Source organism: Peribacillus sp. YIM B13481 (genome assembly GCF_042787985.1).
GTDB classification, from domain to species: domain Bacteria; phylum Bacillota; class Bacilli; order Bacillales; family DSM-1321; genus Peribacillus; species Peribacillus simplex_A.
The window spans coordinates 1-15,873 of record NZ_JBHZPE010000052.1; the positions used below are offsets into that span (position 1 = coordinate 1).

The 15,873-nt window shown below is 37.3% G+C and carries 13 protein-coding genes, 1 pseudogene and 1 other annotated feature; of the genes and pseudogenes, 3 read left to right on the forward strand and 11 right to left on the reverse strand.

Annotation, left to right across the window (positions count from 1 at the left end; genetic code table 11):
• Window positions 1–124 precede the first annotated feature (124 nt).
• The 3 genes and pseudogenes from ACFX4X_RS21275 to ACFX4X_RS21285 form a co-directional block, all read right to left on the reverse strand.
• A pseudogene (locus ACFX4X_RS21275) lies at window positions 125–694 on the reverse strand (recombinase family protein).
• A gap of 426 nt (window positions 695–1,120) precedes the next feature.
• On the reverse strand, window positions 1,121–1,630 hold the full coding sequence (locus tag ACFX4X_RS21280; protein WP_377386183.1) for a hypothetical protein: 510 nt from the start codon (window positions 1,628–1,630) through the stop codon (window positions 1,121–1,123).
• Window positions 1,623–4,352: a DUF3289 family protein gene (locus tag ACFX4X_RS21285; RefSeq protein WP_377386185.1), complete on the reverse strand. Its 2,730-nt coding sequence runs from the start codon at window positions 4,350–4,352 to the stop codon at window positions 1,623–1,625. Before ACFX4X_RS21285 ends, ACFX4X_RS21280 begins: the two co-directional genes overlap by 8 nt.
• A 640-nt stretch (window positions 4,353–4,992) precedes the next feature.
• On the opposite strand from ACFX4X_RS21285, the gene ACFX4X_RS21290 reads away from it, so the two are divergent.
• Entirely contained in the window at window positions 4,993–5,547 is a 555-nt protein-coding gene (locus ACFX4X_RS21290; RefSeq protein ID WP_377386187.1) for a recombinase family protein, read from the forward strand.
• A gap of 525 nt (window positions 5,548–6,072) precedes the next feature.
• Here the strand turns inward: ACFX4X_RS21290 and ACFX4X_RS21295 are convergent.
• Both ACFX4X_RS21295 and ACFX4X_RS21300 read right to left on the reverse strand, forming a co-directional pair.
• Entirely contained in the window at window positions 6,073–8,280 is a 2,208-nt protein-coding gene (locus ACFX4X_RS21295) for a YhgE/Pip family protein (protein WP_377386189.1), read from the reverse strand.
• Between the two features lie 50 nt (window positions 8,281–8,330).
• Window positions 8,331–8,927: a TetR/AcrR family transcriptional regulator gene (locus ACFX4X_RS21300; protein WP_377386192.1), complete on the reverse strand. Its 597-nt coding sequence runs from the start codon at window positions 8,925–8,927 to the stop codon at window positions 8,331–8,333.
• A gap of 345 nt (window positions 8,928–9,272) precedes the next feature.
• Here ACFX4X_RS21300 and ACFX4X_RS21305 point away from each other — a divergent pair, with 345 nt between their 5' ends.
• Complete coding sequence (locus ACFX4X_RS21305) at window positions 9,273–9,719, forward strand: DUF5392 family protein (RefSeq protein WP_284470365.1); 447 nt, start codon at window positions 9,273–9,275, stop codon at window positions 9,717–9,719.
• Window positions 9,720–9,776: 57 nt separating this feature from the next.
• Here ACFX4X_RS21305 and ACFX4X_RS21310 read toward each other — a convergent pair whose 3' ends face one another.
• The 4 genes from ACFX4X_RS21310 to hmpA form a co-directional block, all read right to left on the reverse strand.
• Window positions 9,777–10,220: a general stress protein gene (locus ACFX4X_RS21310; protein WP_089363210.1), complete on the reverse strand. Its 444-nt coding sequence runs from the start codon at window positions 10,218–10,220 to the stop codon at window positions 9,777–9,779.
• A 79-nt stretch (window positions 10,221–10,299) separates the two neighbouring features.
• The gene (locus tag ACFX4X_RS21315; protein ID WP_377386196.1) at window positions 10,300–11,547 is read right to left on the reverse strand and encodes a glutamate-5-semialdehyde dehydrogenase; all 1,248 of its coding nucleotides are present in this window, start codon (window positions 11,545–11,547) and stop codon (window positions 10,300–10,302) included.
• Window positions 11,548–11,583: 36 nt separating this feature from the next.
• Window positions 11,584–12,672, reverse strand: a complete 1,089-nt coding sequence (gene proB, locus ACFX4X_RS21320; protein ID WP_284470364.1) for a glutamate 5-kinase — start codon at window positions 12,670–12,672, stop codon at window positions 11,584–11,586.
• Between the two features lie 56 nt (window positions 12,673–12,728).
• Window positions 12,729–12,943: a binding site (T-box leader), on the reverse strand.
• 61 nt (window positions 12,944–13,004) lie between these two features.
• Window positions 13,005–14,213: an NO-inducible flavohemoprotein gene (gene hmpA / locus ACFX4X_RS21325; protein ID WP_377386199.1), complete on the reverse strand. Its 1,209-nt coding sequence runs from the start codon at window positions 14,211–14,213 to the stop codon at window positions 13,005–13,007.
• A 170-nt stretch (window positions 14,214–14,383) separates the two neighbouring features.
• On the opposite strand from hmpA, the gene ACFX4X_RS21330 reads away from it, so the two are divergent.
• Window positions 14,384–14,848, forward strand: coding sequence for an RrF2 family transcriptional regulator (locus tag ACFX4X_RS21330; RefSeq protein ID WP_377386202.1), 465 nt, complete (start codon window positions 14,384–14,386; stop codon window positions 14,846–14,848).
• Between the two features lie 102 nt (window positions 14,849–14,950).
• Here the strand turns inward: ACFX4X_RS21330 and ACFX4X_RS21335 are convergent, their stop codons facing one another.
• Together ACFX4X_RS21335 and ACFX4X_RS21340 are read right to left on the reverse strand one after the other, a co-directional pair.
• Complete coding sequence (locus ACFX4X_RS21335; protein WP_061463808.1) at window positions 14,951–15,136, reverse strand: zinc-finger domain-containing protein; 186 nt, start codon at window positions 15,134–15,136, stop codon at window positions 14,951–14,953.
• Window positions 15,137–15,141: 5 nt separating this feature from the next.
• Entirely contained in the window at window positions 15,142–15,813 is a 672-nt protein-coding gene (locus ACFX4X_RS21340) for a reverse transcriptase-like protein (RefSeq protein ID WP_250211679.1), read from the reverse strand.
• Window positions 15,814–15,873: the final 60 nt, after the last annotated feature.

Consider the following 15,873-nt stretch of genomic DNA (forward strand, 5'->3'; position numbering starts at 1 on the left):
GTGGTGTCTTACTCATATCTTACTGAGGAGCCCTATTTTTTTCAAAGCTGAAAAATAACGCTCTACAGGAATGCTAATCTGCCCCGATAGTTGCATAAAGAAAAGAGCTGCCACAGCAACCCCATTACCTTTTAGCATATAAGGTGGAACGTGGAACTCCTGTAGCTTTTACTATGTCATTTACACTCATTCCGTTTGTTTCACGTTCATTATAAAGCTTAATAGCTCGTTTTAAAGTCTTTTCATCTTGTCCTGGTCTTCCCATATGTTTACCTTGCTTTTTTGCTCTCTCCCGACCTTCTGTAGTTCTTTCTACAATAAGATCACGTTCAAATTGTGCGAAAGAACCTAAAATATTAAAAAGGAGTGTTTGTAAGCTATTTCCTTCGTTTGAACCATCAAACTTCATATCCTCTTTCACAAATCTAACTTTAACCCCTTTTTCAGCCAACCCTTGAACTATTTTATTTAAGTCCATAATAGAACGAGCTAAACGATCTATTTTTGTTACCACTAATGTATCTCCTTCTCGCGCAAATTCCATAGCTTAATAAAGTTGAGTTCTTTGTTTGGTACTTGTTCCAGTTACTTTCTCAACAAAAAGCTTTTCGCACCCTTCATTTGCCAATATTTCCTTTTGCGTTTCTAAATCCTGGCCAGTAGTTGAAACTCTTGCATAACCAATTAACAAAATGTATCACCCTTTGTCTAAAAGTCTTAAATGTTTTATACATATAATTATAGACTAACAATTTAGACGTAAAACAAGAATAAATAACCAAAAAATGTCACTTTAGGAGTTATTTTGCACCCATTTTAAACGCTATTTTGCACTATAAATAAATATAAAAAGCCCAATTTCTCAACATTAAAATTAAGAAATTGGACTTTTATCTTACTCCGGAATAGCACCCTTTAACGGAACAAAGAAAAAATTATATTAGCTGGTATTATGGAATATTAAAGTTTTAATAGGGTATGGAAACGATTCGAGTAATGAGGGCCACTATGGAAAATATTCATAGTGATCCCCAGTCTATCATGTAGTGTTCCTGTTGTAGTTTCTAACAATTTCCATTTCTTTATTTTTTAGTGTATAGATAGTGTGTCACTCAACAAGCTAATCCCCTATAAAATGCATCTGCTTCATGACCTTTCCTTCTTTACTTTTATCATAAACAGTGTATTCCTTTTGTGGTTCAGCATCTGACCAAATGATATAGGCAATTAGATCATTCTTATGATGTTCCAGCCGATCTGTATTCATGTAACCTTCATCAGGCTGCCAGTCTCTAGGCAAATCCTCACTTTCCCTATAAAAGGATAGATCAAAAATCCTGTTCTTGCCTTCTATTGCTTTCATTTCACCTTCAACTGGATGTTCCTTACTGTATGTTTCAACTAATTCTTTCAACTCTGTTAGATCTTTTGGTGGATTTAGAATCATATAATGCTTCCTAAGAGTTACCACTTCTTCATCCTTTTTATCAACGACCTCTTCTGTATTGGCAATTTCGAAAATTTTTGTTTCCCCGCTTGATTCCTTATTCTTTGTACATCCCATTAAGTTTAATGGAATGAAGAGTATACAAATCATCAAAACTATAATTTTTACAATAACTTTAATCACTCAAATCTCCTTCAAATGGTATATCCATTTCCATTACCGTAACAAAAGGCTTATATTTACCATCATATTCATCAAAGTGCTGTAAGACAAACCAGGAACGGAATCCTGCTAAGTTCTTATACACCTTCTCCACATCTGGCTGATCCAGCCCAAAATGATCATATAAACGAACACGCATGACTCCTTTAAAGCGATTATTCTCTACTGAAAAATCTTTTACGGATACCGTATTCCCCCAAGTATCATTTACTGTAATGGTCAGTCCGCCTATACGATCATTCCAAGTGCTAAACGTCGGGTAGCTAGCATTTCTCTGGATATAATTATAAAATTCATTTGTATTCTTTGTACTCTGATCAAACTTAAGTGCTGCCAGATTACCTCCATTTTTCTTTAGCTCATCCACTAAGGCCTTTTTGACAAATTCAACATAGGCTTTCGTTGTTTCATGCTCTTTTGCTTCTTTCGTTAAAGTCTGGTCGCGATACTCTTTACCGGACCCCTCCCTAAAGTGATTAATCATATCTAAAATTACGTCTTCCATATCTCCCATGGCAAACAAGCTTGTTGACATATCCTCTAACTCATAAAAGAGAATACTCGGGAAATTCGATTCAAGTAATTGGAGTCTAAACATCCAGCTAATGTCTTTTATTTCATCTTCTGTATAATCATTTGTTTTCATATCATTCGCTACATTTCCATTTTCATCATAGCCTTCTGGCCGATCTGATTGAAAAATGACTGTATCGGAAAAATTAGAGTCCAACGGTCTCGAATCCTCATTATCCAGCTTTCCATCTCCGTCACTATCTTTTCGGTCAGGAAAACTCGTTGGAAAGAAACCTTCAAAATGAATCGTAACTCCAAAAATGTTTACCGTGAATGATTGGAACGGACCCATTTCTTCCCCATCGGTTAATCCATCTCCGTCACTATCTTTCTTGTTAGGGTCTGAGTAGATGATACCGTATGGTGTTTTCATTCCCTTCGTTTCATAGATGTCGTATAAGCCATCGCCATCTGAATCTGTTGTATCGATGGTAACTTGACTGTTCTTTCCACCTGTTCTCATTGCCAGCGTTTCATTTTCACCATGCGCCCCAGAGTAGTCTATTTCCCTGCTCCAAAGCTCCAGCCATTTTTTCTTATCAACAACCAGAAATTCGCCAAAGTGAGTCGTTTCCACACTTAATGTATTCTTACTTGCATCTAATTCAGCGTTAAGACCTTCATACATTTCCTTCTCTTCATTGTACCAAATGATGCCTAAATCATTTTCCGCTGTGTCTCCCAGCTTCGCTTCATCATAAGTAAACGTAATGCTTGCTTTCTCAAATTCTGATTTCGTAGTGATGCTTACAGGAGAACCAATAATACCGTGTAAATTAGTTGTTTTAACGTTGTTTGTGCTGCTAATTCTAGTTGTTTTATTAATATTACCCTTTGCACTAAAACTAACTTCTACACTTTTAATTTCTGATTTATCAGGCTGAATCAATGATTTACGAATCGATTGTTTACGGAGTTTTTGTGAATCCTCGATTCCGTCACCATCGCTGTCTGCAGCATTCGGATTTGTCTTTAAAGCATATTCATCTCCATCACTTAACCCATCGCCATCTGTATCAACTTTATGAGGTAATGATTTAAACTTATGTACTTCAAATCCGTCAGTTAAACCATCTTGGTCTGAATCTTCCTTAATTAAATTTGTTTGATATGCTTGCTCGTCTTTATTACTCAGGCCGTCTTCATCGAGATCTTCATCTGCATCACTTATGCCATTACCATCTGAATCATATTTTGTCGGGGAAATAAATGAATTAACCTCATATTCAATATTGTCCTTTAATCCATCACCATCTGTATCCTTTTTAAATGGATTCATTCCCTCTAGGAATTCTGTTCCATCTGTTATCGTGTCCCCATCCGTGTCAGAGGTAGATTCAAAGAATTCTGTGTTAAATGAGTAGCCAGCTTTTTCAAGTCCGAATAACACTTGTTTATATGCATTTTGATAGGATTTTGATGCAGGGATAGCTAGATCTTTTTCTAGAAACTCATTACCTTTTTCAGACATTTTCACAGCGTTATTCAAATGAGCTTTTATTTTATTTCCTTTGTGATCTGCTTGATCGGAGATATCCTTTAAGATGCCGATCGCATTTTTATTGACAATTTTATCCGATAAATAAAAATTAAAGAGTATATCTGCAAGTAATACTTCCGTTGGTTCATTAAAATCGTTTTTTGATACATACCCCCATAGATATATTGTTAACCTATGTTTGATTTCCAAGAGCCGATCACTTTTTAGAACCACTCCTTTTATATACTCCTCTTGAACTGCTTGTTCATATTGGTTAATCAATTGTTCAAACCTATCAAGGTCATTCATACCTTTTTGCTTAACGTCTCCGGTTTTATCAAATTCCCCTTTTAGTGCATTTGAATCAAACTTAGCATTCGTATCTTTTATGACTTTTGCGAAACGCTTTAATTCATTTATTGCCACCTTATCATAGATTTTTGCATCTCTGGTATCTTCATAGAATTCATATTCACTTAACCACTGTTTTACATTTTGCTCACTAGAATTCTTATTTTTTCCTTGATTAGCTTGGTTATTACCCTTGGCATCCGCCGCTTGCCCAAATCCGCTGAAAACCATTGCAAAGATCAATAAAAAACTCAACATACTTTTTACTTTTTTTTTCATCGTGATAATCTCCTCTATAAAAATATTAATTTAACCTATATACAATATCGTGGTTCCCATCCAAAGAAATATTGTCAAAATCCTTGAGATAATGTCATTAAATCAACTCCTTTATAAGTGTTATTTTTCTAATAGCAACTAGTTGGTACCTATCAAAAGTATACAATGGGAATATATCCCAAACAATAGGAATGCTGAATTTTCTGAAAAATATTAAATCTGAAAGACACCTAATATTTAAGTGTCTTGTCTTTTTAAATTTACCGAACATAAATAAATCTTTGACCCAATATATTTTCGGCCTGTAAACCAATGAATGAATCCTGTTTCGCTCCCCAACCGTTTATATGAAACGTGTCAGGGGATGATGCTTTTTGGTCCTTAGACTGTGGCGAATTTTCTTTAAAACTTTTGTTCAAGAAAATGGCCCGATTGCTGAACAAAATTAAAAAAGCACACATTTTATTATTTGTTCCAAAACTCGTCCTTTTCTGAACACACCACTGTTCGATTTGAAAAGGACGTTTTTTATTGCCTTTCTTGCAACAAAACTCTGTTCACTATACTATGTTCAACAACCTATCTCTTTTTATCTTATGTTACAATATATATAAAGGAAAAATAAGAAAGAGTGATTTGAGTGTTAATTGGATATTCACGTGTGTCGACGGGATTACAAAATTTAGATTTACAGATGGACGCTCTTACGCAATATGGGTGTTCCAAAATTTTTCACGATAAAATGAGTGGGGCAAAAAGACTGCGTCCTGGTTTAGAGGAAGCACTTCAGTATGCACGTGAAGGCGATACGATTGTTGTTTGGCGATTGGATCGATTAGGACGCAATATGCAAGATTTAATTCAACTTGTGAATAGCATAAATGAACGTGGTGTGGGCTTTCACAGTCTGAAAGAAAATTTAACAATGGACAAAAGTAATGCCACAGGCCAATTGATGTTTCATTTGTTTGCGGCATTTGCGGAATTTGAACGTAATTTAATTGAGGAACGTTCGGCTGCCGGACGAGCTGCAGCTAGATCACGTGGTCGTCTTGGAGGACGTCCTGAAAAATTTGGACCGAAAGATATTGAAATGATGAAGTCACTAATTGAAAATGGTACCCCGATTAAAGACGTCGCAGAAAAATGGGGTGTATCTCGAACAACGATTTATCGGTATTTAGAAAAACAGTAACAATGAAGAAACCCAGCTAACCTCTTATGAAGGTAGCTGGGTTTTAAAGCTGCATGTGCAAAATAGCACTTAAAATAAGTGCAAATTATCGCCTAAAGTGACAGCTCCTCCTTTAGACCGGTTGGAGTCTAATATCTCCTTAACGGAATTGGTGAAAATTAAAACTATTATTCCTTCCACTGTTTAGCGTCAAGATTTGTTCTTGCTGGAATTGGGGGGGAAATAAACAAAGGGACATTTATTCAAGCCAATAAAGGGTTTGTCAATATAAATTGAAATGGTTATTTACTTCACTTGTTTTCTACGTAATATTCATTAACTTGTTAAAAAGCTAGTGAGAGCACAAGATTAAAAGATAGGTAAAGATTCGGAGATTTATTAACAATGAAAATTTACTAAATACAGATTTTTTCATGATTAAAGTGTACGAATCTCAAATATTTGACCTAAATATAGACTTTATTCATCTACTGCTGCACGCAAAAAGAACGATTCCTTTAAGAGGAATCGTTCTTTTGTTTGTGTTTAATTTTCTGTAGTTTCGCTTACTCCTGAATAGCTTTTCTTATGCTTAACGACAAAGTAAAGTAATGTCAATATCATAAAGCTAATTGTAAAGCCAAGTAAAACATAGACGTTTTGCCACATCAAACCAAAGTTACCACTTGATATAACCTCTTTAAACCCTCTAACTGAGAAGGTCATCGGTAACCAATTATTGAATATTTGTAATGGTTCTGGTATTAATTCAAGTGGGAATGTTCCAGCACTTGTCGTTAATTGTAAGATCAAGATAACAATCGCGATGAAACGACCTGGATCTCCCAATGTTGTTACAAGCAACTGAATCAATGTAATGAATACCAAACTCGTTATAATCGAGAACATTACGAATAACGGTACACTTTTCACTTCCATATCAAGCAGTACTAATGTTAATCCTGAGGCTATAATTGCTTGGATAATACCTACTGCAGCAATAATGCCAAATTTACTTAAGAACCAAGTGAACCCGTTTTTCGGAATTCCAATCGGCTCTCTTAATGGAAAGACAATTGAGAGCAATAATGCACCTACAAACAAACCTAATGATAGGAAGTAAGGAGCAAAACCAGTTCCATAGTTCGGAACTTTATTGATGCTTTCTTTTTCAACCTTAACAGGTTCTGCAACCATGTTATACGTTTCTTCACTAGCATTAATATCTGCTGAATCTTTAGCCGCTTTATTGATTTTATCCTTAAACTCTGTCGACCCTTCCGCCAACTTACTTGTTCCACTTACAATTTTACTAGAACCATCCGCTAATTGACTAGATCCATCTGCTAATGCTGCCGATCCTGCTGTAAGCTGATTGACTCCATCTGCAAGTGTCACTGAACCTGAAGCGAGGTTTTGGCTACCGGTTGCTGCTTCTGATAATTTCTCACCGAATGTTACTAGACCTACTCTTAATTGAGATTGACCTTCTTTTAATTGAGCAGCCCCTGTTTCTAATTGACCTGCTCCTTCATTTAATTGAGAGACACCTGTTTGAAGTGCTTTTTGGCCACTATTCAGGGTCGAAATATTTTCAGAAAGGCTAGAGGCACCTGCTTGAATCTGACCGGCAGAATTAGCAAGCTCTTTATTCCCTGATTCAAGCTTTGTAGCGCCAGCTGATAAATTATCAAATGCTTGCTTCAAGGCATCTTGCTGTTCTTTTGGTAAAGCCCCCAAATATGGGTCTAAGGTCGATTGAAGAGTCGATACACCTTCTTTCAATCCTGATGCTCCATCAGCTAAGCTATTTGAACCTGACTCTAACTGTTGCAAGGAACCTGTCAGTTGCTTACTTCCATCATGGATTTTTTCCGTACCTGAAACAAGTTCATTCATCTTTTCTTCAACTGTACCAATGCCAGTATGAGTTTTTTCAATACCAGCTTGAAGGCTTCCTGCCCCATCTTCTGCCTTTTTCGCTCCGTCAATCAATTGTTTTTGAGCGTTAGATAACTGACCTAAACCATCAGCAAGAGTTTTTGCTCCTTTTTGTAACTCAACGGTACCATCCTGAACTTTCTTGGTACCACCTGTAAATTCAACTTGTTTCTCAGCTAATGATGTTAATTTTTCTTCTAAAGTTTTTGCACCATTATCAACGTCCAGGATTCCATCTTTCAGTTTCCCAGCTGCTTCATCCGTTGACTGAAACCCTTCGCCCATTTCAGTAATGATGTCAAACATGGTCTCTGCATATGTCTCAGTTACTTTTTCTGCAAGAGCCATTTGGATTTTTTGAACTGCTGTTTCTCCTATTTGAGCTGATAAGAAGTTAAAGCTTTCATTTGGAACATACTTTAATTCAAGTTTTTTCGGCTTTTCATCCATTAACGTCGTCGCGTTTTTTGAAAAATTATCTGGAACTTCTACTAGTAAATAATATTTTTGATCCTCTAAGTTTTTGTAGCCTGTTTTACGATCAACAAACTGAAAATTAAAGTCCTTACTTTTCTTCAGTTTTTCTACAAATTCATCTCCTAGTTTTATTTCTTCTCCCTCTAACTCAGCACCGGAGTCATTATTAACAATGGCAACTGGTAAATCTTCAAGACGATCATATGGATCCCAAAAAGCCCATAAGAACATGCCACTATACAAAATAGGAATAAACAGAATTGCGATAATCGGAATAAGCAGTTTTTTATTTTTAAACAGGCCAAGTAACTCCTGTTTTATTAAACTAGATTTCAAAGAATTTCCCCCTAAGTATGATTGACCATTTAGTTCATTTGGTCATTTTTTTACAAATAATAAGGACTATCATGAGTGACAGCCAATCCGTTAAACAAATATAACTGAAATAGTTCTGCTATTTCTTCTTTTTCAAGTGGTTTATGATTTCTTTCCCGGTCGAATATAAGTGCTAAATAAATCTTCAACATGATAAAAGCTGTTATTTCAGGATTACATGGAGAAATATCTTTCTTTTCGATAGCTAATTTAATTTTTTCCTTAATATAAGAAATAATCGCTATTTCCATTTCATTTAACATTTGTAAAACGGCTGGCGTTCCCATTTCTTTTTCTTCCTGAAATAGCTTCAGTGATAATTGATGCTCCTTTCTGAATTCTAAGATTCGATATAGTGCACTATGCAGGTTTTCATAAAAGGTTAAGTTTGGTTTAATTGACTGCTCAGCCTCATTTTTCATTTCTTCAATCATTCGTAACACAATCTCTTTAAACAATTGCTCTTTATTGGCATAAAAGGTATAGATGGTCCCTTTTCCGACATTTGCAATTTTGGCTACTTGTTCCATTGTTGTAGCTTTATAACCAAAGAGTGAAAAAGACTTTGTCGCAGCTTCTAATATTAACTTTTTCCTGTCAATTGACATATATCACCTCGAACTGACTAGTTAAACAAAACGGTCAATGAGTTATTTTATGATACTAACAAATTTTTTTAATAATAGCAAGGCATCTTTTTTTGAGTTTAGGAAAATCATATTCAAGGAGCTTTTTATCTTTCTTCTTTTTTACTTTATCCCCAGATTGATTCCTTAATATTGAAGTATAATAAATGACAAATCAGTTTCTAAGCGATAAGATATAGACAATTAGGTTCCTTTTCCTGATTCCTTAAAAAATTCGTGTAAAATATACCGTACCGACCATGAAATGAAACAAAAGGTAACCAATACAAATTTCATATTTCAAGAATGCATATTAAGGAGGAAACAATGAATATAAAGATAAATAATATACCGCGTTTCATGCAATCCGAAATCGAAAAACTTCAATCAAAACTGTCCCCATTATTGAAGAAAAATATGAAATACAGTTTTTTTTCAACCGTAATGATAGGGTTTTCCATCATAAATCTATTTTTTCTTTTATTTAAAAACGACTCATACCCAATCTCTAAAATTGCTCTTGCAATATATGCATTAGTGGGTGCTATAGGATTTGCCCTTTTAAAGGAAAACAAACACAACCAAAAAGAAATAGTGAAAATGAGCCAGAAGCATATGCTGGAGAGAATGAAAGAAAGCAACTACTTAACCGATGCCAGGAAAAGTAATTACTATAAAAAGGTAAATGAGCAGCCGCTATCTGCAATGAATGTCTTTTTGGAGTTTCTTGCGGAAGAACAACAAAGGAAGAATAAATCTTTCCATAATGAATAAAGAAGGACAAAATAAATCCCCTTATGAGAGGTCATAAGGGGATTTTTCTTACGAAATTCATTTACTTAAAACGGGATCTGCAATGACAAGGATTTTTCCGGACTTGATATCTTCCACATATCGATCGACTTCAGCTTCCTCCAGTCCAATATTCAATAATGGCTTCCTCAATCCGCCTGCTCCTGAAGCTGCCCCGGCAGCGGCTCCGCCAAAAGTGGCGAAAATCGGGCCTGCTGCCAAAATCGGACCGATTCCAGGTATTGCTAATGCACTCATTCCAATAAGTAAGCCTGTCAAACCGACAGCTCCGCCCGCCGCTGCCCCTGCTACGAATCCATCAGGCTTTGTTGGGCTGACTTCCTCGGCTTCATTTGGTAATTTATCAATTTTTTTGGCAACTACTGATATTTGATCGGATGTATATCCTTGTTCCTTTAAATTTTCGACTGCTGAAGTTGCTTCATTTTCATTCTCATATATTGCTATAAACCTATTGTCCATGGTATCTGCTCCTTTAAAAGTAATGTATTATACAATACCCTTAATTGAGTTTTAATAACCTACGATGGAAAAATGAATTTCACTCCCTGGTTTGCCCCTGACCATAAATGTAATACTTGCTTGATGTTAAGGCCGGTAAACCCATTGGTCCACGTGCATGGAGCTTTTGTGTGGAAATGCCGATTTCTGCACCATAACCGAATTCAAAACCATCGGTAAAACGGGTGGAAGCATTGTGATAAACTGCTGCCGCATCTACTTTATTCAAAAATACGGAAGCGTTTTGTTCATCTCCCGTTAGGATTGCTTCAGAATGCTTGGAACCGTATCGGTTAATGTGTTCAATTGCATCCGATACACCGTTTACAATTTTCACGCTGATTTTTAATGCTAGGTACTCTGTTGACCAATCATCCTCCGTTGCCTTTTTCGCTCTTGGAAAAGCGCTGCAAACCATTTCGTCTCCATATACTTCAATACCCTTTTCATCCAGGATTTCCAAAATCAGCTTTCCATTTTCTTCAAACCATTTTTCGTGAATAAGAAGGCCCTCAATTGCATTGCATACGGAAGGTCGCTGTGTTTTACCGTTTAAGACAATTTTCTCGACCATCGTGACATCTGCTGTCTGATCGATGAAGATATGGCAATTGCCTGATCCCGTTTCAAGGACGGGAACAGTGGACTCCTTAATGACCGTTTCAATTAAATTCTTTCCACCACGAGGAATCAAAACATCTAAATACTCATTAAGGTGAAAAAGTTCCTTAGCGGATTCCCGACTCGTATCCTCGATTAACTGAATAGCCTCTACAGGAATTTCCGTATTCTCTAAAGCCTTATGAATGGAAGAGATCAGTGCCATATTGGAGTATTTGGCTGAAGAGCTGCCTCTTAAAAGGACCGCATTCCCCGTTTTCAAGGATAATGTAGCTGCATCGATGGTCACATTTGGCCTTGCTTCATAAATCATTCCGATTACACCGATCGGCACTCGTAACTTTTTAATCAATAAACCATTTTCTTTTTCGATAGTCTCCAATTTTTCTCCAATTGGATCTTTTAAATCGATTAAAAGCCTAATTGCAGCTGCCATGTCATCAATACGATTAACATTTAACATTATTCGATCTAATATCGACTCACTGAAACCTTTTTTCCTGCCTTCTTCTAGATCCTTTTGATTTTCTTTTATCAAATGATCTTTATCGTTAACAATTTGCTTAGCAATTTTTCCAAGTGCCTCATTCTTCTTTTCCGTAGTCAATCCAATTAGCTGATAACTGGCTTTTTTGGCTGCCTTTCCTTTCGCAGTCACTTCACTCATTTTAATGCCCCCTTTTCTTTCTCTAAAATTGATTACCTATGCTCTCACCCATTTATCGCGATGGATCACTTCTATGGAAGTGATCACAAGCTCGGTTGTCCGCTTGCCCATAGCCTGTTTTAATTCTTCGTCGGAATAAAGGACCTCACCCCTGCCCAATAACCCATTTGCACCAAAGACCTCGACGACATCCCCCTTATTGAATACTCCTTTAATTTCATAAATTCCAGCTGGTAGTAGACTGCTCCCATTTGAAACTAAAGCCCTTTCGGCACCTTCATCAACGAAAATTTTTCCGGATACTTGTGAATGAAGGGATATCCACTGTTTGTTTTTCGTTACCGTCGTCAAGACATCATTCCCAATATATGTGCCATCACCATTGCCTTCAAGGATAGTTAGTAGTTTTTCGCTCCCCACACCAGAACCGATGAATACTTTCACTCCAAGAGACAATGCAGTTTGGGCTGCAATCAGTTTCGATTTCATCCCCCCTGTTCCAACATTAGATCCCGCACCTTCTGCCATTTGCAATAAATCCGACGTTACTTCGGAAAGCTTTTCAAATCGTTTGGCCCCTGGGTTTGTCTGTGGATTGGAATCATAGAGCCCATTAATGTCCGTTAAAATGATCAAGTTGTTGGCGTGGACTAACCCGCTTACTAAGGCGGATAGCATATCATTATCACCGAAAGTCAACTCCTCGACTGATACTGTATCATTTTCATTAATAATCGGGAGGATGCCGCGTTCAAGCAATTCCATCAATGTTGCATATGCATTTTTATATCTTTCTTTTTTCGAGAAATCTTTCCTTGTTAATAAAATCTGCGCCGGAACGATACCAAATTGCCCTAATTGTTCCATATATGATTGAATCAATAGGCTTTGCCCTACAGCTGCAGCAGCTTGTTTTCCTTTGAGAGTGACAGGTCTCGTAGGATAACCGAGCTTGCGAAAACCTGTCGCTACAGCACCTGATGAAACAAGGACAACTTCATGTCCCGCCTTCCTTAATGCTGCCACTGCCTGGATATGATCGGAAAATTTTGTTTGGTCGATTTCACCTTGTGTGTTGGTTAAAGAACTACTTCCTATCTTTACAACGATGCGTTTCTTTTCCATCGATTTTTCCTCCAATAAATATCTTAGACATGAAAAAAAGCCCTTTTCATCCTCGAAATAAGGACGAAAAGGGCTGCTCTCCGTGGTACCACCTTCATTGAATGCAAGTACATGCATTCCACTTTGCCTGATAACGCCAGGATTTGCGCCTATGTTTTGCATAGGACTCAAGAAGCAGGTTCTGCGCTTTCCTGTCGCGGGTCTTCCAGCAATTGACCCCGCTCTCTGTCACAGTGATTTTCGCATACTAATCTTCTCTCAACGTTCATTGTTTTAATATAGTATGCAAAAAAATCTTCTTGATGTCAATAACCTTCCTAACATGAATAACATTAAAGCGCCATTGCCGGGCCGAAGAACTCATAGTGAATTTTATCCGTTTCTATCCCCAATTCTTTCAGGTAAGTGATGATCGCCTTCATGAAAGGAACAGGGCCACACACATAATAATCAGCTTCAGGCTTAACAAAACTGCTCACTAATTCCTTATCAATATACCCTTCTTTTTCAAAATTCGGGAGGTTCTTATCATCCTCACTCGGATTTTTAAAGACAAAGGATAATTGATAGTTGGTAAGCTTGTGTCCTAGTTCTGTCAGTTCCATTCTGAACGGCTGTAAATGGCCATTATCGGTTGCATGAATGAATTGTACATCACGCTCAGGTGTTTGTTCAGCTACCGAATGGACCATGCTCATGAAAGGCGTTATGCCAACGCCTCCGCTCAAGAATACTGCCGGTGTTCGTTTATCCAAGTCGATGGTGAAATCACCTGCAGGAACCGTTACGTCAATACTGTCACCCATCTGAATGGATTCATGCAAGTAGTTAGAGACCCTTCCATCAGGTGAGGTTCCCGGCTTTTCTTTTTTAACGGAAATACGGAAATAATCTTTTCCCGGAACATCAGATAAACTATACTGACGGTTGAATAAGTACGATTCACCCGGTATCTCGATCCGAACGGTAATATATTGTCCCGGAAGAAATGCCGGAACCTTATCTCCATCTGATGGCTTTAGATAAAAGGATGTGATTACGTCACTTTCCCGTAACTTTTCCACCACTGTGAATCGTTTGAAATCAGACCATCCTCCGACCTGATTGGAAGCTTCGTCGTACATTTCCTTTTCGATGCTAATGAAAACATCCGCAATGACTCCATACGCCTCTCCCCAAGCTTGAAGGATTTCTTCTGTGGCCGAATCTTGTAATACTTCCTTGATTGCACCTAATAGATGTTCTCCTACAATGGGATAATGTTCAGCTTTAACTGCGAGACTTCTATGTTTTTGTGCTATTTGCTTCACTGCAGGTAAAATCGTTTCAAGCTGATCTATATATTTGGCTGCTGCCAAAACCGTGTTGGCTAGTGCATTTTGCTGGCGCCCTTTTTTTTGATTGGCATGATTAAAGACATTTAATAATTCAGGATGTGCTTCGAAAAGATTTTTATAGAATACGGTTGTTATAGTTGTACCATGCACTTCTAAAACAGGTACGGTTGATTTTATAATATCGATCGTTTTCTGGGATAGCATAAATAAACCCCTCTTCTTAAACAAGTATTTTTAATACATGTTTATATTAGAACTTAATTGCATTAAAAGCAATATTTTTAATACATCTTTTTAGAAATTATGTTTTCATGTTTATAAAATGTTCACATTTATGATATAGTCAAATGGGGATAGAATGTGAGGCGATAAACATGAGGTTGACGAGTTATTCCGATTACTCACTTAGAGTGTTGATTTACCTGGCTTCCCACGACCAAAGCAAATTATCAAATATAAAAGAGATTTCTGAAGTTTATCGACTATCTAAAAATCATTTGATGAAGATTGTTCATAATCTAGGTAAACTAGGCTATATTGAGACGATACGCGGAAGAAATGGCGGTTTCCGGCTTGCAAAATCACCTGCTGACATAAATGTAGGGGAACTGGTGCGGAAAACCGAAGAGGACTTTTATCTAGTGGAATGTTTTAAAGATCACGATAACTGTGTGATTTCTCCCGTTTGTTCATTGAAATTTGTCCTTAATAATGCCTTGGATGCTTTTCTACAGGTCCTTGATCAATATACGATTGCAGACTTCAGCGAAAATAAAGTGATGCTCAAAGCCTATTTCGATTCGGTAAAGCAGAATGATGAAGAGCCCGATTTTTTATAATCGAGCTCTTTTTTCATTAACCGATGATCCGTCCGATCCGCCATTCCTTTTCCACCCGCAAATCAATGATCCCTTCACTGGTTTTTATTAAAACTTTAAGGGTTACGAAAGGTCACTAAGTTCATTTCCCAGCTGTTTTAATTTTTCACCAACTGTACACTCTGAAATACAGAACTGATGGGCATACGAACGCCCCTTCTCTTTTCGAAAATGCTTTCGTAAAAAACAATCTTGGCAAAATGAAGCGAGAACATCTTCCACTTCTTCATATATTTTTTTCCTGTTCATTGTTGTTATGTCTCCTTTGACCCAGCAATTTCTATTTTGCTGAAAATGGCTTTTCCCTGAAGAGCAAGTGTTGCCAGGCGATCGGCTTCCTGGTTCTCTTTTCGGGAAATTGGCTTATAGACCGGAATGATCTTTAACTCATCCAGTTTCGCTTCAATGCGGTCCAGCCATTTATTTAAGTTTTCTTCCATACATGGCCATTCACCGGAAAGTTGATTTAAGACAACTAGAGAATCCCCTTTAAATACACAGCTTTGATGGTGGATTCCAAGTTCGTCCATCTGCCTGACCGCTTCATGAAAGGCCGCATATTCCGCTTCATTATTGGATTCGAATTGCTCCAATTTCACGTTGGTGCGTAACCTCCAGAACTTCTTACCTTGACGAAAATAAATGGCAACACCGATCCCTGCCACCTTTTCATCTTTTTGAAAACCGCCATCAAAAAAAACCGTCACATCCTGAGGCTCCTCCTCAACTTCAGTCAGGAGTTTTTTTAGCTCCTTCTTTGTCCATGCTGTATCGAATTCATCCTTGAATTCCACTTCTTTCAGCCTTCCTGCCTTTTCAAGATCTTCCGTAATGACCAGTGCAGTTCCGGCATCAAGCCAATCCGAAACGAAATCGGCAGATGGTTTTTTTGAAGCATGATATGTCCATTGCATAATTACCTTCAAAGATTTCCAGCTCCTTATCCATTCACCATTCATGCAGAACAGCTTACAATTTTCATACCT